Origin of the sequence: Paenibacillus sp. FSL k6-2145, assembly GCF_037976585.1 — a bacterium.
In the GTDB taxonomy this organism is placed as follows: Bacteria; Bacillota; Bacilli; order Paenibacillales; family Paenibacillaceae; genus Paenibacillus.
This window is the reverse complement of sequence record NZ_CP150267.1, coordinates 6344301-6365781: the sequence shown is the minus strand read 5'-3', so window position 1 is coordinate 6365781 and position 21481 is coordinate 6344301. Positions and strand designations below refer to the sequence as shown.

22 protein-coding genes and 1 other annotated feature are annotated in these 21481 nt (G+C 44.7%); of the genes, 13 read left to right on the top strand and 9 right to left on the bottom strand.

The features are described 5' to 3' along the window. The first annotated feature begins 197 nt into the window (after nt 1-197). Nucleotides 198-380: a YjfB family protein gene (locus NZ043_RS28180; protein ID WP_017687882.1), complete on the top strand. Its 183-nt coding sequence runs from the start codon at nt 198-200 to the stop codon at nt 378-380. Between the two features lie 125 nt (nt 381-505). Here the strand turns inward: NZ043_RS28180 and NZ043_RS28175 are convergent, their stop codons facing one another. The 5 genes from NZ043_RS28175 to NZ043_RS28155 form a co-directional block, all read right to left on the bottom strand. Continuing rightward, a complete protein-coding gene (locus NZ043_RS28175; protein WP_091029220.1) occupies nt 506-1243 on the bottom strand; it encodes an HAD family hydrolase in 738 nt (245 codons plus the stop codon). 71 nt (nt 1244-1314) lie between these two features. Further along, nucleotides 1315-2364, bottom strand: coding sequence for an alcohol dehydrogenase catalytic domain-containing protein (locus tag NZ043_RS28170; protein ID WP_249912371.1), 1050 nt, complete (start codon nt 2362-2364; stop codon nt 1315-1317). Nucleotides 2365-2602: 238 nt separating this feature from the next. Beyond that, nucleotides 2603-3841: an aspartate aminotransferase family protein gene (locus NZ043_RS28165; protein WP_339309846.1), complete on the bottom strand. Its 1239-nt coding sequence runs from the start codon at nt 3839-3841 to the stop codon at nt 2603-2605. Nucleotides 3842-3931: 90 nt separating this feature from the next. Next, complete coding sequence (locus NZ043_RS28160; RefSeq protein WP_339309845.1) at nt 3932-5140, bottom strand: MFS transporter; 1209 nt, start codon at nt 5138-5140, stop codon at nt 3932-3934. A 342-nt stretch (nt 5141-5482) separates the two neighbouring features. Further along, nucleotides 5483-6115 carry a DUF1963 domain-containing protein gene (locus tag NZ043_RS28155; RefSeq protein WP_133385224.1) on the bottom strand — a complete coding sequence of 211 codons (633 nt, stop codon included), beginning with the start codon at nt 6113-6115 and terminating at the stop codon, nt 5483-5485. Between the two features lie 204 nt (nt 6116-6319). Here NZ043_RS28155 and NZ043_RS28150 point away from each other — a divergent pair, with 204 nt between their 5' ends. Beyond that, nucleotides 6320-7021, top strand: coding sequence for a pseudouridine synthase (locus NZ043_RS28150; RefSeq protein ID WP_133385223.1), 702 nt, complete (start codon nt 6320-6322; stop codon nt 7019-7021). A 70-nt stretch (nt 7022-7091) separates the two neighbouring features. Here the strand turns inward: NZ043_RS28150 and NZ043_RS28145 are convergent, their stop codons facing one another. The 3 genes from NZ043_RS28145 to NZ043_RS28135 form a co-directional block, all read right to left on the bottom strand. Beyond that, complete coding sequence (locus tag NZ043_RS28145; protein WP_339309844.1) at nt 7092-8021, bottom strand: DMT family transporter; 930 nt, start codon at nt 8019-8021, stop codon at nt 7092-7094. Continuing rightward, nucleotides 8018-8869, bottom strand: coding sequence for an AraC family transcriptional regulator (locus NZ043_RS28140; RefSeq protein WP_133385221.1), 852 nt, complete (start codon nt 8867-8869; stop codon nt 8018-8020). Before NZ043_RS28140 ends, NZ043_RS28145 begins: the two co-directional genes overlap by 4 nt. Nucleotides 8870-9094: 225 nt before the next feature. Beyond that, nucleotides 9095-10210, bottom strand: a complete 1116-nt coding sequence (locus tag NZ043_RS28135; RefSeq protein WP_133385220.1) for an NADH:flavin oxidoreductase — start codon at nt 10208-10210, stop codon at nt 9095-9097. Nucleotides 10211-10433: 223 nt separating this feature from the next. On the opposite strand from NZ043_RS28135, the gene NZ043_RS28130 reads away from it, so the two are divergent. Further along, complete coding sequence (locus tag NZ043_RS28130; RefSeq protein WP_133385219.1) at nt 10434-11015, top strand: TetR/AcrR family transcriptional regulator; 582 nt, start codon at nt 10434-10436, stop codon at nt 11013-11015. Between the two features lie 84 nt (nt 11016-11099). Here NZ043_RS28130 and NZ043_RS28125 read toward each other — a convergent pair whose 3' ends face one another. Continuing rightward, nucleotides 11100-12353, bottom strand: coding sequence for a cytochrome P450 (locus tag NZ043_RS28125; RefSeq protein ID WP_133385218.1), 1254 nt, complete (start codon nt 12351-12353; stop codon nt 11100-11102). Nucleotides 12354-12451: 98 nt separating this feature from the next. Between NZ043_RS28125 and NZ043_RS28120 the strand changes: the two genes are divergently transcribed. The 10 genes from NZ043_RS28120 to tyrS all read left to right on the top strand — a co-directional run bounded on the left by NZ043_RS28120 (nt 12452) and on the right by tyrS (nt 21433). Further along, nucleotides 12452-13228 (top strand): ABC transporter permease, encoded by a 777-nt coding sequence (locus tag NZ043_RS28120; RefSeq protein ID WP_339309843.1) that lies wholly within the window; start codon nt 12452-12454, stop codon nt 13226-13228. Then, entirely contained in the window at nt 13182-13562 is a 381-nt protein-coding gene (locus NZ043_RS28115; protein WP_339309842.1) for a hypothetical protein, read from the top strand. The genes NZ043_RS28120 and NZ043_RS28115 overlap by 47 nt, the downstream gene beginning before the upstream one ends. 71 nt (nt 13563-13633) lie before the next feature. Continuing rightward, entirely contained in the window at nt 13634-14179 is a 546-nt protein-coding gene (locus NZ043_RS28110) for a PadR family transcriptional regulator (protein WP_165980206.1), read from the top strand. Nucleotides 14180-14197: 18 nt separating this feature from the next. After that, the gene (locus NZ043_RS28105; protein WP_133385215.1) at nt 14198-14497 is read left to right on the top strand and encodes a Dabb family protein; all 300 of its coding nucleotides are present in this window, start codon (nt 14198-14200) and stop codon (nt 14495-14497) included. 46 nt (nt 14498-14543) lie between these two features. Further along, nucleotides 14544-15323, top strand: coding sequence for an NRDE family protein (locus NZ043_RS28100; RefSeq protein WP_133385214.1), 780 nt, complete (start codon nt 14544-14546; stop codon nt 15321-15323). Between the two features lie 241 nt (nt 15324-15564). After that, entirely contained in the window at nt 15565-16881 is a 1317-nt protein-coding gene (locus tag NZ043_RS28095) for a nucleobase:cation symporter-2 family protein (RefSeq protein ID WP_339309841.1), read from the top strand. 309 nt (nt 16882-17190) lie between these two features. After that, entirely contained in the window at nt 17191-18660 is a 1470-nt protein-coding gene (locus NZ043_RS28090; RefSeq protein ID WP_339309840.1) for a YdiU family protein, read from the top strand. Between the two features lie 153 nt (nt 18661-18813). Next, nucleotides 18814-19257: an Imm63 family immunity protein gene (locus tag NZ043_RS28085; RefSeq protein WP_339309839.1), complete on the top strand. Its 444-nt coding sequence runs from the start codon at nt 18814-18816 to the stop codon at nt 19255-19257. Between the two features lie 20 nt (nt 19258-19277). Beyond that, a complete protein-coding gene (locus tag NZ043_RS28080; RefSeq protein ID WP_091029265.1) occupies nt 19278-19727 on the top strand; it encodes a DUF4375 domain-containing protein in 450 nt (149 codons plus the stop codon). Nucleotides 19728-19826: 99 nt separating this feature from the next. Continuing rightward, nucleotides 19827-20054: a binding site (T-box leader), on the top strand. A 116-nt stretch (nt 20055-20170) separates the two neighbouring features. Next, nucleotides 20171-21433 (top strand): tyrosine--tRNA ligase, encoded by a 1263-nt coding sequence (tyrS, locus tag NZ043_RS28075; protein WP_339309838.1) that lies wholly within the window; start codon nt 20171-20173, stop codon nt 21431-21433. Nucleotides 21434-21481: the final 48 nt, after the last annotated feature.

Below are 21481 nucleotides of genomic sequence, written 5' to 3'. Positions count from 1 at the left end.
AGTCATGCTCATGACTTATGGCATCCCCTTTTTATGCTCCGTTAATGATGCAAGGAACTGCCTGAAGCTGAGGGTGGTTATGATTGATTGGAATGGATTTTCGTATACATTTTGATCGACCTTTTAACAAATCCTCCCTTGTGACCGATATATAATAAGTACATCTATGTAATCAGAAAGTGAAAGGAGTGCAGAACATGGATATTGCAGCATTATCAATGGCGATGAGCCAAGCTTCAGTAGTGCAGTCGGCAAGCTTGCAAGTGATGTCGATTACGAAAGACATGGCACAGCAGCAAGGCCAGCAGATGGCGGAAATGTTGAAGTCAGTGCCTGCTCCTCATCCCAATCTGGGTGGAAGTCTCGATCTTTCGGTTTAGTTGAAATTACAGCATGTGTTCTTATGTAACACCCATTGCAGCAAGCAAACCCAAACAGCTCCAATTCAAATGAATTGAAGCCGTTTGGGTGTTTTTTTTAAATACATTCCGAAATTCCGATCTTCTCAGCGAAACTTTGACAAACTTGGCAATCTGCCTTCAAAGGGCAGTGTGTCCTTCAATGTCCATAACTCATCGTAACTGGAAATCTGAAGATCGGCTTTGGACAAGTCCTGATTGCCTGATCCCGGATTACGATATCCGATGCAGCGCATGCCTGCACTTTTGGCGGCCTGAACACCATTGCGCGAGTCCTCGATCACCAGACAATTCGAAGGGGATGCACCAATCATCTCAGCGGTGGTCAGGAAAATATCTGGTGCTGGCTTGCCGTTTGTAACTTCCTCACCTGTCATTCGCACCTCAAAGTATTGTCCAAGTCCGGTTTTGTCCATGATCAGATCAATCAGTGCACGTGGAGAGGAAGAAGCAACGGCTATGGGTACGTGTTGCTCATGCAGCCAGCTTAACCAGCGTTCCACGGAAGGCATTGCTGTGAGATTCGGATGGGCAAGCATCGTTTGCATCACATTATGCTGATGATAAGCAAATATTTCTTCCAGCGTAGCTGTCAGTTGATGTTTGTCCAATACTTGCTGCCACATGGATTCCAGCGTAACTCCAACATAGGTATGATGTTCTTCATCAGTCACCCTTGCTCCAAAATGGGTAAAAGAGCTGCGCTCAATCTCGAAATAAATCGGTTCGCTGTCAATCAGTACACCATCCATGTCAAAAATGACTGCTTGAATGATGTCATCATTGGGGGCTCCTAGTCCGTTAGATTCTTTGTTTGCTGCCATGTTGTATTCCTCCTCCAGGATTGTGTGTACATATATCTCTAATGTAATCCATTCATGGTTAACCTTCCACTTTAGAAACTGGAACCGCTGGATTGCAGCACAACTTTAATGGCATGTGAAGAGGCTTGAAGTGTGCGTCCCTGAATATCGCAGCCAAGTGTACGGAATGCCTCTTCGTAATCCTCCAACGGGAAGGAGTGGGTGATGATTTTTTTTGCCGGAATAATCCCTTGTTCAATCATATAATGTGCGGTAGCAAATGTCCCCAGAGAATCGATGGAACCAATAATTTTCAGACTGCGGTCCACAACTTCCTTGGGATTGAAGGATGTGTTTCCATCTCTCAGACCAACCAGCATCAGATAACCGCCACTGGCGAGCTGGGAGAGCACTTGTGTACCTACGACACCTGTTGTATCCACAATCATATCGACCTGATGGGTCGCGGGTGACAGCGATTCTATTGCACTTTCGAAGGATGAATGAACTTCCCAACGATCGGGTGCAATGGAACCGGCAATGGCTAAGCGTTCTTCGGAGATGTCGACCAGACAGCCGGTGACCCCTTTAGAAGCGAGCGCGTAGCTGTACAGAATGCCAATCGGGCCTGCGCCGAGGATGATCGTTCTGAAATTCGGCAATAAATGAATCTGATTAATCCCCGTCAGCATACAGCTGAGCGGTTCCGTCAAAGTTGCTTCTTCATAGCTCACATGGTCCTTCAATTTGTACAAAAAACGATCCTCGGTCACATAATAATCTGTAAATGTTCCGTCAGCGCTCACACCTGTCTCGGTAACAGACTTGTGTGTGCAATGATTTTGTCTGCCTGTTCTGCACATGTCACATTGTCCGCAATAGTAGGTGGGGTCGATCACAACACGGTCGCCCGGTTGTAATGTCGTTACCGCAGAGCCAACAGCAATGACTTCCCCGGCAGACTCATGACCGAGAATGACAGAAGGAACCGCATGATATTTACCGCTGACGATGCCTAAGTCGGTACCACATACTCCGGTTGCTCGAATACGAACCAACACCTGATTATCTCTTGTAATTTCCGGGACAGGCCGTTCCTCAAGCGCCACATCCCAAGCCGATTTGTATACCAATGCAAGCATGATATAACCTCCTTGTAATTATATAAAATATAAATATAGCGATTCATCTTAAAACAGTTTCGGACAAGATACGAAAGTAGTGAAGGGGACGAAATCGATTCTGGAGAAGCGAAGCGTTCGCCTTTATCCACGGATTTTTCCCTCGTGAAAGGGAAATCAAGAAAATCCGTGGATAACAGCGATCATAAGAACGATTCGTAACCGAAACGACCACTTCGAACAGTTGCATTGAAATGTTTTAATGAACGCTGGCAAGCACTGAATCCAGCCGCTCCACAATCTCAACCAGTTCGTCTTCGGTTGTGGTAAGGGAAGGCCGGACCTTAACAACGTTGCCGAAGCCATATCTTGAACTTCTCAAGATCAGATGCTCATCTGTAAAAGCACGGTCAACAATGGCATTGGTTTTTAGTGTATCCGGTTCATTACCGTCACCTACGATCTCCAACCCCCACATTAACCCGACGCCACGAGCTTCCCCGATACTTGGGTATTTCATAGCCAATTCATGCAGCAATTCACCCAGAATTTCACCTTTGCGTTTTACCGCATCCAGAAATCCGGGTTCGGATACCACTTCCAAGGTGGATTTGGCAGCGGTTACGGAGATCAGATTACTTCCTGAGGTGAAGGAGTGTTCGTGCTTTTCGAGCACATTCAGCCGGGATTGCATTAATACAGCAGCAACAGGTACGCCGATTCCGCCAAGACCTTTTGCAAGGGTAATCATGTCAGGCTGGATATCAAACAGTTCGCTGGCAAACATGGTTCCCGTACGACCGATTCCTGTCTGCACTTCGTCGGCAATAAGAATAATATTGTACTCGTCACACAGTTTACGCAGACGTTTGAAATATCCGGGTGGAGGAATGATATTGCCACCATTTCCGAGAATGGGTTCGATAATCATGCAGGCGACTGAGCCGGAACTTGCATATTCTATTGCATCAGATATAGCTTCAACACATTGATAGCCGCAGTCTCCATTTGAGGATTTGAATGGGCAGCGATAACAGTATGGGGCAGGTACATGGACAGCGTTAGCCACAGCCGAATTGGGGAAGCGTTTCCGCCTGAAGGCATTCCCCGAAATCCCGGTGGCAAATTGGGTCTGCCCATGATGGGACAGATACAGGCTGATGATGTCTGTCGATTCGGTATACTTCTGTGCGATTTTGGTCGCACATTCGTTGGCAGTTGAACCAGTAATATCCCGCATCCATCCGGCATTAATGTCGTTTGGAGCATATTCGATTAAGTGATCAAGTACTTCATTTACGTATGGTTCAGTGAAGGAGGAAGACATATGCGTCAGATTGCCGACTTGTTCCTGAATTTTGCTGACTACATGTGGGTGATTATAGCCCAGTGACAGATTAAACGTGCCTGACACGCCATCGAGGTATTCAACACCTGAATCGTCAATCAACTTAATCCCTTTTCCGGCTATGAAGCGGTTGTTGGTTAAAGTTTGCATACGATTTCCTCCAATATAATGGTGTACTAGCTCGAACAAAGCTCAACAATCCCGGATGATGCGGGCATCACCTCCCTTAAGAAACGATGTTTACATTTCCTTGCTATGTTGTGCGAGAGCAGCACGTACTGCATTATTTTTTACAGTCCATAGATGAGAGACCATCAATGTGAGCAGCAGGATCAGACAGAATCCGGCCAAAATCCAGATCGTATTCACAACAGGCCAGGTACTCATACTCCATCCAGTCACATACTGCAAGATGGCTCCTCCAATACCACCCGATGCGATCAGGATACTGGTTGTCCGCTCGGTCATACCGGGAATCAGAACATTTGCGTAGACCAGTGCGATACAGAACAGCCCAGACATGAACAGACCGGTTCCGAAGATGAGCACATACGTTGCCCACTGTCCAGTTACAAATACCATAGCGACCGTAAACAAAAGCGTGCCAACCGTACTCCAGATCAGGAAAGGCATATAGTTGACGGCTTCCGCTATTTTCCCCGAGAAAAGACGGCCGATGATCATCGCAATCCACAGGATGGAGACACTTAGCGATGCGACAGATTCCTGAAGCTGCAATCGTTCTACGAGAATGGAGGGCAGGAAGTTCATTAATCCCAGTTCCAGTCCCATGTAGATGAAAAAGAAGATGACAAAGATCGTCAGCAGACCCAGCTGTTTTCTAGAATATCGGGCTTTACCTGCTGAGTGTGCCACTGTATTCTCGCCAGCCTGTTCCAGATACAGTGCGGCTGAACGGGGCATGGTGATCCACAGTAGCATGAGAACGAGTGACAACACGGCCACTGTATAAAAAGTAAGATGCCACAGATCCATCCAGATAAATAAAGCAGCGACAGCGGGGATGAGAAGTGCTCCAAGAGCAAAGAACACATCAAGCTTAGACATCGCTACGGCTTTCTGATTCTCAGTGAATTCGATCGTGAATGCTCCAACGGAAGGCTCAATAATGCCTGAGCCAAAGCCGATGAGAATAGTAAGTAGAAGAACACTAGTCCAAGATGGCAAAAATCCGAGAACAGCATAAGCCGCTACAATACAGACCAGTGCAATCAGTAGCATAACTTTTCTTCCGATCCGGGCAGTCATTGAAGGAGCGACAAGAACCCCGACAAGAAATCCAAGGAACTGCAGAAATAACAAAAATCCGCCATCACTATAACCGCGCTCATAATATGTCAATAAAACAGGGAGAAGGGCGCCGAGCACAACGCTGGTTATGCCGATTAACAGATAAAAACCGCAGCTTAGAGCGAATATTCTTTTCATAAGTCTGCCTCCTAGTTGGATAAAAATTTTATATTATGTAATTAATGTTTATTTCATGTATAACTTATACCATAAATGCACAAATGTACATGCTTTTTGTTGTAAAATAATGTTAAATTTTGATGAGGAGAAATATTTCTCGTGCTAAGTTTCATCTAAAACGATTTCGTGTCGAAAGGATAAATATGATCCAATCCATATGACCTTTTAACAGGGTTTGGCATTTGTATTGATCGAGGATAGTAACACGTGCATATATAAAAAACGTTCCCTGTCTGAGTAGACGGGAAACGTTCTGATTAGCCCTTTTATATGATGTTACCTGACCTCAACGTATCGCCATTAAGCAGTCTGTACAAAGAATATTCCATCGAATGGCGCGTGAGCAGACGCGGGACCCCTTCGCAAAAATAAATAACCGTTTGCATCGGGAAGACCCAATATATCCCGATAAGGCTCAGGAAAATCTCCGGAATATATTTGACACACCAGTTGATGTTCCTCTACCAAATGGTCAATTCCTTTCACACCATTTGGTAACGTGGGAGAGAAAAATGAGAATGCAGGGAATGCCTGATCGTCTAACTCCATTTCAATCAAACGTACGCCGCTTAACGGAATGGGTGGAACGGGACATACGGAAGTGAGTGGATGCGAAGATACCGAGACATAAGTGCACCCGGCGAGAATATTCTCGTTCCATTCCAGCTCATCTCCCGTATAGGTTACCTGATCCAGAAAATATTCGGAGGCGGAGTAGGTCGAGAAGACCGAGATATATTTATCTTGTGGTAAAGAAGGGATATGGACCTGCTGTGAAAGTGTATTACAATTAATGGAGAACAGATGCAATAAAGGCTGCCCCTCGGGGTTGAGAGGCCAGTCGGAAACGTATGCAGTTTCTCCACCAATCCACATGCCAGAGTCTTGGTTTGGATCATCGGGGTCAACTGTAAATCGAGTAACTTTGTACATGAGAAACTCCTTCCAGCGTGTATTTTGGCATTCCTATGTAACGTTGTATGTGTTTTTATATAACCATTCATTGCTTCGTTTCAGTATAAATGAGATGATGTGGAATGAAAATCAGTACAAGGTACTAACTCATTGCACGAAGCGAATGAACGTACCAGCACTCTAAGAACCAGTGGCAATACTATAGATGAGAAGTGGTGACACATGTTAATTAACAAATACATAAGTGAAACGGGATTCTGCTCCCGCAGGGAAACGAACCGTTTAATTGCAGCTGGACGCATAACGATCAATGGCAGGGTATGTGAAAAAGGGGCGGAAGTTGAACCTCATGATGTGGTACTCATTGATGGCAAGGAGATTCCTCGTAATGACAGTGAACCTGTCTACATTGCTCTGAACAAACCCATCGGTATTGTCTGCACAGCAGCAGCACATGTGGAAGGGAATATCATTCAATATATGAATTATCCTTCTCGCATATTTGCGATAGGCAGGCTGGATAAGGCATCTGAGGGGTTGATTTTGCTTACGAATGATGGAGGCATTGTGAACAAGATGATGCGTTCGGAGCATAACCATGATAAAGAATATGTAGTGACTGTAGACAAACCCATAACAGATCAATTTGTAAAGTCCATGTCTGAAGGCGTTGAAATTCTGGACGTGGTGACCAAGCCCTGCGAAGTGTATAGGCAAAGTGAAGATGTATTTCGTATTATTCTGACACAGGGTCTCAACCTGCAGATCCGTAGAATGTGCAAAGCCTTGGGGTACCGAGTGTTGAAGCTGGAACGCATCCGAATTATGAATATTAGGCTGGATCAACTGGAGCGGGGGCAATGGCGTCATCTGGAGCAAGAGGAACTGGAGATTCTGCTGTCTCAATTAAATGAGATAAAATGAATGACTTCTGCGCATGTCAACGGTGGTCAACCACGATGTCCAGTTTTATCAGTAAAAAATGAAGCAAACACTAACCCCTATGCGGATTAGTGTTTTTGTTGTTAAGCTTGTGTCCTTTTCGTTCTGAAATGTAAGAGCCAAATAGGGTTAAGAACGCACCGAGAACAATCACCCAGGTTATCTGCTCTTGAAGAATCAGTGCAGATGACACAACTGTAATGACAGGCACCAGATAGATATATACACTCGTTTGGATAGCTCCGAGAAGATTCACGGCCCGGTTCCAGGTCACGAAACACAATGCGGAGGCACCCAGACCGAGGTAGAGAACATTAGAAAGGTTGGTCATACTTGTGAAGCGTCCGAGTTCCCAATGGAATTCAAACAGGAACAGAGCTGGCAGCATGAAGATCAGGCCATAGAAGAACACTTTGCGAGTCGCACCAATGGTGTGATAACGAAGCTGGCCAATTTTCCGCATTAACACAGAGTAGATCGCCCATACCGCAGGTGCTATAAAAGCAAGCAGATCACCTACCGGATTCAATTGCAGAACGAAACTGCCGTTCAGTGCGATGAGTAGGATGCCGCTCAAGGCAATCCCAAATCCGATAAGAAAGCGGCGCGTTAACTTCTCACCATCCAGGAAGAAATTGGCGAGCACGGCAGTGAAGAACGGGGCAATGGAGACAATAACACCCACGTTGGAAGCGGTTGTGTACAGCAGGGCAATATTTTCAATGAGAAAATATAGAGTCACTCCACATATTCCTGCTCCGATAAATAACCATTCTTCTCTGAATGAGGCGATCCGCAGTGAACCCGGATAGATTAGCAACAGTACCAAATACCCGATCAGGAAACGGAAAAATAGAATCTCCACTGGAGTGAAATCAATCAACAAGACCTTTGTTGAGACAAACGTAGTTCCCCAGATCAATATGGTAAATAAGGCGAGCAAATGTCCGGTAGCAGCATTAGTGTCATGATGACTCGTCATACGAGGTTATCGATGGTTCGTTTCAACTCCGTATCATGGTTGAAGATACGTTTGTATTGCTTCGGCGTCAGCCCGATCAGTTTTTTGAAAAAATTCGTGAAATGGCTCTGGTCACTGAATCCTGTCTGTGCGGCTACTTCAATGGGAAGCAGGCCTTGTTCCAGCAGACGTTTGGCTTGATTAATGCGAATCGTTTCCAGATAGCGGTAAGGTGATATGCCTTTCTGGCGAGTGAATAAACGCAGCAGGTGATACTTACTCATCTCCGTCAGATCGGCTAACTCGTTCAGCGAGATGCTCTCCATGTAATGAGCTTCTATGTAATCACATATGCGTCTGATCTCTGCGGTAACATCCTGCGTGGATACAGGCGGTTCAGCATCCGCATAATCTCGCATTAATTGATCCAGCAGAAAGAGTAACAATTCTTCTTTGCAGAAATCCGATTGCTCCTCCAGAATCATCTGATGAAGCTCGTGCAGGGAACCCACAAGTTCACTCTGATAGAGAACGGGGGATGTGAACCGTGGCAAGTATGCTTGTCCAGTAATCTCTTTTGCATACTCTCGCATAACCTCAGGCTGGACGTTGATACAGCGATAATCGAGGGTTCTGCCATCGACCTGTTCGCAGGCATGAGGATCATGTGGATTAAAGACAATCATGTCGCCACTATTCAGAATGTATTCTTCGTTGTTGCAGACGAGGTGACGCTTGCCTTGCTCAATAAATCCAATGACGTAATAGTCATGAAAATGATTGGGAAATTTCTGCATAATGCCTTCAAATTGATAAGCTTCTAGCTGTAGATCGGTATCAAATACCACAGTCCGGACTTCCCGAGTCATGATGCACCTTCTTTCTGGTATGTTAAGGTCATTATAGGTTGCAAAGAAGGAATTTTCTTGAACGATATTGCTATTGCTCGAAGTGTTTGATCGCACAGATAGCTCCAAAAACAAAATACCCGCAATCCCGGAGGGAAAGCGAGCCCTTTGCATAGTATAGTTGATTCATGAGTTCGAACCTATATATAGGGGAGAAAAAATGTCTGGAACAATTAGTAATTGTTCTTAGTGTAACGTAGCCAGTGCTTCAGGTGTAAAAGCCTGAATCTCAGATACGCGGCCTTCGCGTATTTTGGCAGCCCATGCCGGATCACCAAGGAGTGCACGTCCAACAGCTACCAGATCAAATTCCTGCTGCTCATATCGCTTCATGAGTTCGCCCATACCTGGATGTTTTACTTCATTTCCTTCTTCTTCAGGCTCATCTGCCATACCTACAGAACCGACCGTTATCGTGGTTTGACCACTTAGCTTCCGCACCCACCCTGCAAATCCAAGATCAGATCCTTCAAACTCGGGCTCCCAGAAGCGTCGTGTCGAGCAGTGGAAGATATCTACACCTGCATCAACCAGCAAACGAAGGAATTGTTCCAGTTCTTCCGGTGTGTCGAACAGTCTGGCTTGATAATCATTCATCTTCCATTGAGAAATCCGCATTGCAATAGGGAAATCAGGACCTACCGCAGCACGAACTGCCATGACAAGTTCAACCGCGAATTGAGTTCGTTTCTGTAGGTCACCACCATAGCGGTCCGTTCTCCTATTCGTTGTTTTCCAGAAAAACTGATCGATTAGAAAACCGTGTGCACCGTGAAGTTCAATTCCGTCAAAACCAATACTTTGCGCATTGGCTGCTGCATCTGCATAGGCTTGAATCACAGTTGCGATCTCTGCCTCCGTCATGGGCGCACCTACTTGAGTACCTTCCATATCAACTCCCGATGGACTCAGTGATGCAGCTTCCGGGTGTGGGTCAGATCCTGAAGGACGAACGATTCCCATGTGTAAAATCTGCGGAAAAATCTTGCCGCCGGCTTCATGGACTTGTTCGACCACTTCAGCCCAGCCTTGAAGAGCTGCTTCTCCATACATATGAGGGATTCTAGGTTCACTTGATGCAGAGGGATGCTCAATGGTTGCACCTTCGGTAATAATAAGTCCAACACCATGCTCGGCACGTCGACGATAATATGCGGCTACGTCTGAGCCAGGGACACCGCCCGGGGAAAAAGCACGAGCCATGGGGGACATGACGATGCGTGAGGACAGGGTTAGCTTTGAAACAGTGTATGGTTGAAACAAACGCGCTGTAGAAATAATGTTATATTGTGGATTACTCAAAATATACACCTCCATTATGTTGTACCTCTCAGTGGGTACGAGTGCAATGTTAACAAGGTCTATAGGCATGCTCAACCAACAATCGGAGCATTTTGTTGCTTAAGCGAAAGACACGGATTATTGTATGGTGTCTTTGCACTTACTTTCACTTGTTGAACAAATAACACTTATCTATAATGAAGGAGTCTAACCAAATATTTTGTGTACAAAGGAGGATTGGGGCATGTCTGGTGTATTGTCTCCAAACTCGAATGATCCGCGTGTAATCCGCACGCGTCAATTAATTCTTGATGCGTTTTTAAACCAATTGAATCTTAAAAATTTCAACAGCATTACGATTCAAAACATTACGGAACAAGCCACAATTAACAGGGCTACATTCTACGCCCATTTTCAGGATAAATATGCACTGCTTGAAGCCTTGTTATCGGATGCTTTTATGGAATATGTAACAAAAAGGGTAGACCCGGATGCACGGTTATCAGCGGAAACCATACAGCAGCTTATATTTTCATTATGTGATTATCACGTCTCAAGTAATGAGTGCATCAAGAAATATGAGACGGTTGCACCAATCATTGAAGAGAACATCAAGACTCAACTGGAACAATTCCTTCTTGAATTAATGAGCAAAGTGGCGAAGGATGTAGATCCCAAAACGCTAAAAATGACTGCAACCATGCTAAGCTGGTCGATCTATGGAATGACGTATCGATGGAATGTGGATGGAAGACAGGAATCCCCTGCTGAGTTAGCTCAACGAGTTGTCCCCTATATGATGGGCGGATTGGAATTGTTGAATTAAATTGATTTGAATGAGTGAATCAATCAAAGTCATGAGAAAAAGAGCAGATGATCTGCTCTTTTTTGGTATTCGCACTAACCGAATTTACTTATACAGCTTCATCGGAAGGTTTGTTAAGGACTGCCCAGCGGCAGATGGAGTCAGGTTTTCTTCCAGGATGAACCCTTGAACAGGTTCAATTTTGGTGAATGTCTTTAGGAATGCGGTTAATACGATCTTCGCTTCCAGGCGCGCCAGAGGAGCCCCAAGACAGAAGTGAGTACCGAAACCAAACGCAAGCTGTTTGTTATTGTTCGAACGATGAATATTCAGTGTGAATGGATCTTCGAACATGTTCTTGTCCATATTGGCTGCACTCATCCACGCCACGATGGCATCTCCTTTATTTAACTTAACCCCAAGAAGATCGTTATCCTCTTTGACCATGCGGTCCATTTTACTGATGTGAAAACGATATCTCAGCATTTCTTCTACCGCGGCTGGAACAAGTTCAGGGTGATCTCTGAGTTCGGCATACAATTCCGGTTGGTCATATAGAAGGGAGTAGAACGAGTTGGCCAGCAGATTACTGGTCGTTTCGATGCCAGCTCCCAGAATAAACATGGTGGTTCGCACAATCTCTTCATCTGTAAAAAATTCGCCATCCAACTCAACCTGAATCAGGTCTGATATGATATCTTCTCCCAGATTGGATCGTTTGGACACAACGAAGGGATACAAGTACTTGAAGTATTCTTCACCGGCAATCTTTTTCAATTGGTTAATCTGTTCAAAGGTTGCATCGGTAGTAGGCATAAACATGGTGTCCACCCAATCCTTGAATAGATTACGATCTTTGGAAGGAATACCGAGCAGGTCAGACATGATAATGACAGGAAACATACTCGTATATGCTTCAACAATATCCACTTCAGGTTGATGTTCAAATGCGCTGATTAATTCATCGGCCACGGCCTCAATTCTTGGTTCCCAGAGCTTGAGACTTCTTGGTGTAAATGCACTGGCGAGTAAGGATCTCCGCTTGCGATGTTCCGGGGGATCTACGTTGTGAATATCCAGCTTGTCCGGCATATGGTGCTCGTTCCCCGAACCTTCTTCTTCATTCGAATATCCTACGTTAACAATCGATCTTTTTCTCACACTGGAGAAGTGCTCGTGATCATTAAGCACCGTTTTGACAAGATCATACCTGAACACATGCCAGGAATCGGTTTCTTCGTTGTAGACGACAGGTTCCTGATTCAACATGCTGCGATACCAACGGTAGGGACTGAATTCTTCTTCTTTCGATTGAAAATTCGTGATTTCAGATAGAGAAATTATAGCGCTCTTCTTCATTCGTTTCGCCTCCTTGGTTGGTCTCATTGACAAATATACCAAACAAGAGTACTTTAATTCAAGTAGTTTATATTATAACAAACAAGGTGGAGTAGACAGTGAAGAACATACTGAAGCATGGCGGAGTCAAAGCAGGCATATTCATGATTGTTTTTTATCAGATCGTAATGTTGATCGTTTTTATGTCAGGGTATAGTGCCATCCCGAAAAATGTAACGAATCTTACCGTGGCTATTGTCAACGAAGACCAGCAATCCGGTACGGAATTTGTACAAAAATTGCAAGAGCAATTGCCGTTTAACGTGGTAATGGATGAATCGTTGCAACAGGCGAAGACAGGACTTGAAGACCGGGATATTCATATGATCATTCGTATACCGGGTGATTTTACGGAGAAACTGTCTGAACAGGGCGGGAAAGCGCAGCTCCAGTACCTGATTAATGAATCGAACCCAACAACAATTACAAGCACCATGAAAAATGTAGCTGCTGAAATTACTGCGCAGATGGGAACTCAGATTCAGGCACAGAGCTTCGAGGGGGTGCTGAGCAGTATGCAGGTTCCAGCGGAGCAATCGAAGCAGATTGTGGAATCCACTATGGGAAAAGTGTCATCTGACATCGTTCTGAGTAACCCGCAACCAGCAGGCATGCAGAATCAGATGGCACCGATGTTCATCACCATGGCGCTGTATGTCGGGGCTATGATCTATGCGATGCAAAGCATTCTTTGCAATGCGAGGAGCCAACCTGCTTATTTCCATCCTTGCTCCACTTGTAGGGATCGGCATTTATTTTATGGTGCAGGGGTATGGGGTGGAAGTGTTTTTGAAAATGTGGATGGTACACAGCTTGCAGCTGTTTGTGTCGATTGAGTTCACAAGTATCTTTATCATGCTTCTCGGTCAAGGTGGAATGCTGATCAATATGATCTTTGTACTCAGCCAATCCATTGCGAACGGGACGTCCATGTCACCGGAGATGATGCCAGGATATTTCAAATTCGTAAGTCAGATTACACCGATGTTCTATTCAACACATCTGGATTATAATATTCTCTTCGGCGGAGGGAAAACAGTAGAATATGCGGTCGGACTGGCACTGGTGGGTGTGGGAGCCTTTATTATCAATACGGCCATCCATCATTTCAAAAAAGCCAAACAGATCGATACAACACAGGAGCCTGTACAACAGCCCGTTATGATATAAAATAGAAGTTATGAGGGTAGGCGATTAGGACCAAGCTGTACCCTTGGATGAGCAGAATGGGGGCAGTCACAATGTCGATTCAAATATTTATACTCGGTGCACTAAGTGAAGGGAATTATTACCCTTATGATATTAAGAAGCGTATTGGTAAACATCTGGATCAAACCGACGCCAAAATTACTGAAGGCACTATCTACTATAATTTTGAAGTGTTGCTGAAGAAGGGCCTGATCGAGAAGGTAGAAACGATACAGACTGAAAATCGACCGGACAAAACGACATATGGAATCACCGAAAAAGGGCGACAGTCACTTGAAGAAAGCATATATAAGGTCTTCCAGAAGTTTACGAATGTGCAGTCACTGTACGCTGCGTTGGTCAACCTGGATAAGGTGGACAATCAGAAGATTGCTTACCTGATTGAGGATATTATCGAAAAGATGAAAAAGAAAATAGAGTATATTGAGCTTCATACCCCAGAACAGATGGATACTAAAGGGGAGCTGAAAGATGCTCTGTTATTAATGAGAGATCATGCTTATCAGAGTATTCAAAGCGATATCAACTGGTTGGAGAAACTGCGAAAACATGTTGAAAATAGAGTAGCAAAGAATTAACAGAGGAGGAATAACAAGATGTTTGAACATTTAGTTGTTTTTAAATTTAACGATAAAACCACGCTAGCCAAACAACAGGAATGGGTGGCTCAATTGCTCGCACTACAGGAACAAATCCCGGGAATTGTCACGCTGACCGCAGGAATCAATACAACGGAAGAAACGGACCGTATTCAAGGTTATACGATTGGATTGAGAGTGACGTTTGAAGATCAGGACGCATTGCGCGCTTATGGACCACATCCTGCTCATCAGGCATTTGTAGCTTCCCTGGATGGTTGGGTGGAAGATGTCATTGTAGTTGATTATGCGATATAAAGCCACGTTATCAGAGGGTTAACGAATATAGGAGTTGAAGATTCCCATGTGTTTAATTTTATTTGCTTACAACATGCATCCAAAGTATCCGTTTATTCTGGGATCAAATAGGGATGAATTCTATCACAGACCTACGGCTCAAGCACACTATTGGGAAGACTATCCTCATATATTGGCTGGCCGGGATTTGTCGAAAATGGGAACCTGGATGGGCGTAACAACAGGTGGGCGTCTGGCTGCTGTTACGAATTATCGTGATCCAAATGAAGAGGTACAGGCCAAGGGCTCAAGAGGAGATCTGGTTGCTGACTTTTTAAAAGGAACGTCCACACCTGAGCAATTTATACAACATGCGGAGCAAAGTCGCAATGATTATCCTGGCTACAATTTGTTAGTGGGTGATCCTGACGACCTCTATTATTATTCTAATGTGGGTAATGTTGTGATGAAGTTGAAACCGGGAATATACGGGATTAGTAATCACTTGATTAATACAGATTGGCCCAAGGTGAAACGTGGAAAAGAAGGGCTGGAGAAAATCATCCAAGGGGAAGACGAAGATACCCTGACAGAACAAATATTAGGTTTGCTGCAAATTGCAGATCCTTCAGTGGATGAACTTTTGCCTCATACAGGCGTTCCATTGGAGTGGGAACGTTTGTTATCACCCATCTTCGTTAGAAGTGAGAAATTCGACTATGGGACCAGAGCTTCATCCGTTGTTCTGATGAACAGAGAAGAAGTGTTTTTTACGGAGATGGTTCACCAGAACGGAGAGGTAATCGAGCAACGTTTTAACATTAATCCTCTCAACTGGACAAGCTGAGAATATGAAATAAATGATGTTCAGACCTTATGCATTAATGTGTCAACTTATATAACGCGACATAAACGGTATGAGAATACCTTTTGTATAACATGCCCAATTTTAGTTGGGCTCTTTATCTCTTATCACAATTCTATGTTATGAATCATGGAACTTCCCTGAATAGTTTATATAATGTGAATCAACATAACATGATTTTGCAGTGGTTCAGTTGATTCTAATTTCAGGGGGGCAACGTGGGATGAAAGAAACCAAAAAGATGAGAGTTTTTTCACTCGGGATTCAGCACGTATTAGCGATGTATGCGGGAGCAATTCTGGTGCCTTTGCTTGTGGGCAGAGCACTAAATCTGACTGCAGAGCAGTTGGCGTATCTGGTTTCCATTGACCTGTTAACGTGTGGGATTGCAACGTGGCTTCAGGCTCGGAAAGGCAAGTACTTGGGTATTGGTCTGCCAGCGGTGCTCGGAAGTTCTTTTGTAGCGGTGACACCCATGATAGCGATTGGATCGCAATACGGAATTCCTGCCATATATGGGTCGATCATTGCAGCGGGTTTATTTATCGTCATCTTTGCTGTGTTTTTCAGCAAAATCGTCAAATTGTTTCCGCCAGTTGTGATTGGTACAGTGGTAACGATCATCGGTCTTGCGTTAATTCCAACCGGTATTAAAAATATGGCTGGTGGAGCAAACAGCGAGAATTTCGGAAGTTTGGACAATTTGGCGCTTTCATTTGGTGTATTACTGTTCATTCTAATCCTGAATCGATATGCTCGCGGTTTTGTTAAATCTCTGGCTGTTCTCCTTGGTATTATCGTGGGGACCCTCATCGCAGCCTTCATGGGAAAAGTAAATTTTGCCGCTGTACAGGAAGCCTCTTGGTTCCATTTACCTCAACCCTTTTACTTTGGGTGGCCTACCTTCGAAATTGGCCCAATCATTACAATGATTATTGTAGGTACAGTCGTTATCATCGAATCAACAGGTGTATTTATGGCTTTGAGCAAAATCTGTGATCAACCGATCAACGAAAAAGATCTGGCACGGGGATATCGCGCAGAAGGTCTCGCGTTTGTCCTGGGTGGCATATTTAATGCTTTTCCATACAATACATTTGCACAGAATGTTGGTTTGGTTCAGCTCTCCAAAGTGAAAACGACCAATGTTGTTGTTGCAGCCGGAGGTATTCTGGTCTTTCTGGGACTTATTCCGAAGGTAGCTGCTTTTGCAACCATTATTCCAAGTGCTGTCCTCGGAGGAGCGACTGTTGTCCTGTTTGGAATGGTCGTCTCATCCGGGATCAAAATGCTGCAAAACGTTGATTTTGGAAAACAATCCAATCTATTAATCGTGGCTTGCTCCGTTTCGCTTGGGCTCGGTGTTACTGCTGTACCCGATCTGTTTGCCCAGCTTCCTCAGAGTATTCGGATTATTGTTAGCGATGGTATTATCACGGGAAGCCTGTCAGCGATCCTGCTTAATGTCTTCTTTAACCTCGCTTTGAAAAAAGAGAGCTTGCCAGTACAGCCTATACCGGCTCAAGAAGCACACACGTAATCCTTGTAATAACAGACGTGTCATCTGGTAGTAAGTGGAATAGATCCAAGATGGTTTTCTGGGAAGTGGAATGAAAGACAATGATTCCACTTGGCAAAGAAACCTCTTGGATTTTTTTTGCTTACGATTCATGAGGAATGCAAAAGGCATGCAAATATGCTAAAGTTTCATCAAGAACATTTAATATGTTCGTTTAAGTCAACATCCTCTTGAATTGAATTTCCATGCGACTACATAAATGAGCATCGGTTCACAAGGCTACAATATAACCAAGGGATATCCCTGGTGCAGAAAAGGAGTTGTGATCACATGCAACAAGAAACATTGAACAAAGGGTGGAACTTGGAGAATAGTTATGCGGAGTTACCGCAACCCTTCTATACAAGTCAGGGCGCAGTGCCTGTTCAATCACCAAAGCTAATCATTTTTAATAGACTGCTTGCTTCCAGCTTGGGACTGGATGTGGAGTCTCTTGACAGTGAGGAAGGAGCACAAATTTTTGCAGGTAACCTGATTCCGGAAGGAGCTGAGCCTCTGGCTCAGGCCTATGCAGGACATCAATTCGGAAATTTCAACATGCTTGGTGATGGACGTGCTTTGCTGCTGGGTGAACAGATTACGCCACAGGGCGAGCGAGTGGATATCCAGCTGAAAGGTTCAGGAAGAACACCGTACTCTCGTGGAGGAGATGGACGTGCTGCTGTAGGGCCCATGTTGCGAGAGTATATTATTAGTGAAGCGATGTATGCACTGGGTATCCCAACGACACGCAGTCTGGCGGTGGTATCAACAGGAGAAAACATTATCCGCGAAACAGAGCGGCCTGGGGCTATATTAACCCGGGTGGCTTCCAGTCACATCCGGGTAGCAACCTTTCAGTACGCAGCAAGGTGGGGATCTATTGAAGATCTCCGGGCGTTGGCTGATTACACATTGAATCGACATTATCCTGAGGTTGCTCACGTCGAAAATCGTTATCTTTTGCTCCTTCAGGAAGTAATTAAACGGCAGGCGGCACTCATTGCCGAGTGGCAGCGTGTTGGTTTCATTCATGGCGTGATGAACACGGATAACATGGCGATCAGTGGTGAGACCATCGATTATGGTCCGTGCGCCTTTATGGATGCTTACAATCCTTCAACCGTATTCAGCTCCATTGACAGGCAAGGTCGCTATGCTTATGGTAATCAACCGTATATTGCCGGGTGGAATTTGGCTCGTTTTGCCGAGACACTTCTGCCGTTGTTGCATGAAGATGAAGAACAGGCAGTGCAACTCGCTCAGGATGCTATCGCACAATTTTCTGAATTGTACCATCATCATTGGCTCAAGGGAATGCGTGCCAAATTGGGCTTGTTGGATGAAGAGGCCGAAGATGAAGCGCTGATCAAGGATCTTCTTGAACTTATGGAGAAGCATAGTGCAGATTACAACAATACGTTCCTGGCTTTGACCTTTGATAGGTTGGAAGGGACAGCTTTGTTTGGCACGCCAGAATTTGTTGAATGGCATGAGCGGTGGCAAGCAAGATTGGACAGACAGCAAGAGGAGAAGGAAGTCTCTCGGCAGTTGATGAGAACAAGCAATCCAGCCGTCATTCCCCGAAATCATCGGGTCGAGGAAGCCCTTGAGCAAGCGGAGAACCACGGAGATCTTAGCGTAATGCAGAAGCTTTTGGCAGTTCTTTCAGACCCGTTCGCGCACTCACCTGAGCAGGCTGAATATGCCGAACTGCCAGCACAGTGCAATACTTCGTATCAGACTTTTTGTGGAACCTGATTGAACAGTATGGAATGAAGAGGCTGCCTTGGGCAGCTTTTTCATTTTTCATTCTGTCTTCGACGTTAGAATCCAACGTGGGTATTGAATTTGGAGAATGTCATGCAATAATTAGAGAAGTAGAGATTTACTTTTACAGAGGCAGGTGCATTCATGTCCAACATGTTAAGCAAACAACAATTGGCAGACATCCTTTTACAGCTTTTAGAGCGTACGTCTCTCCGTAGGGAACAGATGCAGAACTATGTTAACCGCTTGTTTGAGACCTTTAAATGCGATGGTGTGCCCTATGTAGAGAATGGAGAAGATGCGTATATCGTTCGAATCTACGAACGTGGTTTCGTCACGTTAGAGAAACGGGTGAAACAGCCGGATGAAGTCATCTATTGGATGCTGGAGGATATTATTTTCACCGCGACGCATGTAGGGTTGTTGGAAAGATATGGCGTGGATAATAAACAGACGCATTTGAACTACACAAATGAAGTGATGAATGAACTAAACAGGGGTGTTCAGGAAGCCTTCCAGCAGATCGGTGATCCGTATTTACATTGGTATCTGAAGGGTAAACGTCAGGAGTTAGAGGGTATGAAATAAATAAAAATGAGGTGTGTTACGTGAGCGAGCAAGATATTAATGATGTATGGTATGACTATGCTGTGTTATTTGTCGAAAAAAAGAATAAATCTGAACAGGGCTGGGCTTCGTTGACTTCGAACGAGCAGGATATTGCTGCTTTATGGCTATTAGAGGCGGATGTCTTTAATGGCGGTTTTATTCAGTTTTTCTGTAACTGGGGGGAAGAGGTATACCGTTACGCGTTGCGGGCATTACATACCATTGGTGCGACTCAAGTCGTGGAGATTATAACGTCAGCGTACGGCTGCATGGAGTATTTGAAAGAGGATGAAAGGCTTACTGAACTGTGGGATATTCCTAAATTACTGACAAAGGAACAAGAGGACCAGTTAGATGCGCTGGATCAGCAATTTTGGAACAATGAGGATCAGATTGCGGAGAAAGCCTATGGTTATTATCACGGAAAATTGAACATGATGATTATATAATCTGGTTTCAATTATGCATCCGTTGTTCTGTTCAAAGATTGCATACTTGGTCTTGCAATGACTGGAACGTTCGGCTATACTTGCTATAAATTGAATACATGAATCACGTTGATAGAGCGCAGTAGCGGCTTTGTCCCTGTTACAGAAAGTCAGGGGTTGATGGAACCTGATACATACAAGGGCTGCGAATTACACTCTGGAGTACTTGGGTAATGCCAAGCGGATGGGCAAACGATATATTGCCAAAAGTGGTATGGATAACGTGTTAAGGTCACGTGTTGTCCATGCAATTTGGGTGGTACCACGGTTATGATAATCGTCCCTGTGTCTAATGAAGACAAGGAGGCGATTTTTTTGTGTCCAAAAAAGCCGTTCCAGCGTGTTATTTCGTAATTTAACGTAGATCATGACTGAATCTTGAGGATAGAAAAGGGGTTATACGAATGAATATTATTGATGAACTACAGTGGCGTGACGCCATTAACCAGCAGACGGATGCAGAGGGATTACGTGAGTTGACTGAAACGAAGTCCGTTTCTTTGTACTGCGGTGTTGACCCAACGGGAGATAGCATGCATATCGGACATCTCATTCCCTTCATGATGCTGAAACGTTTTCAACTGGCAGGACATCGTCCAGTTATTCTGATTGGTGGAGCTACAGGCACGATTGGTGATCCAAGTGGTCGTCAGGCAGAGCGTTCTTTGCAAACGATGGAGCAAGTGCAGGAGAATGTGGATTCACTGACAGCACAGATGAAGAAGTTGTTTGTAACAGACGGTGATAATCAGGTTCGCATGGTGAACAACTACGATTGGACGCACAAGATCAATGTCATTGAATTCTTGCGTGACTACGGCAAAAACTTTAACCTCAACACCATGCTGGCTAAGGATGTAGTTGCGAGCAGACTGGAAGGCGGAATTTCGTTTACCGAGTTTTCCTACCAGATCCTTCAATCACTCGACTACCTGCACCTGTTCCAGAACGAAGATGTACAGCTTCAAATCGGCGGTTCGGATCAATGGGGTAACATCACAAGTGGTCTCGATCTGATTCGTAAAAAAGAAGGATCTGAAGCGAAGGCGTACGGTCTGACTATTCCGCTCATGCTCAAATCCGACGGTACGAAATTTGGTAAAACAGCTGGCGGAGCAATCTGGCTTGATCCAAACAAAACGACACCATTTGAATTCTACCAGTTCTGGGCGAATACAGATGACCGTGATGTCATTAAATACTTGAAATACTTTACCTTCCTGAGCAAAGAAGAAATTGAAGCTTTGGCTGAAAAGGTAGAGACAGAGCCGCACAGACGTGAAGCACAGAAAGCACTCGCGGAAGAAATGACAAAATTCGTTCACGGCGAAGAAATGCTCGAACAGGCTAAACGTATTACAGCTGCGCTGTTCAGTGGTGATATCCGTTCCCTGACGGCGGATGAAATCGAGCAGGGATTCAAGGAAATGCCAACATTCGAGACGGACGGCGAAGCGAAAAATATCGTGGACTGGCTCGTAGATCTCGGCCTGGAGCCATCCAAACGCCAGGCGCGTGAGGATGTCACCAAAGGTGCGATCTCCATGAATGGTGAGAAAATCACGGAGCTTGAATTCACAGTGTCTGCAGAACACGCCATTGGCGGTAAATTCATCATTATCCGTAAAGGTAAGAAGAACTACAGCTTGGTCAAACTTCAATCGTAGTTTCCAAGAAATAGTACGTAACACAGGCACGTATAGAGACTAGAATAG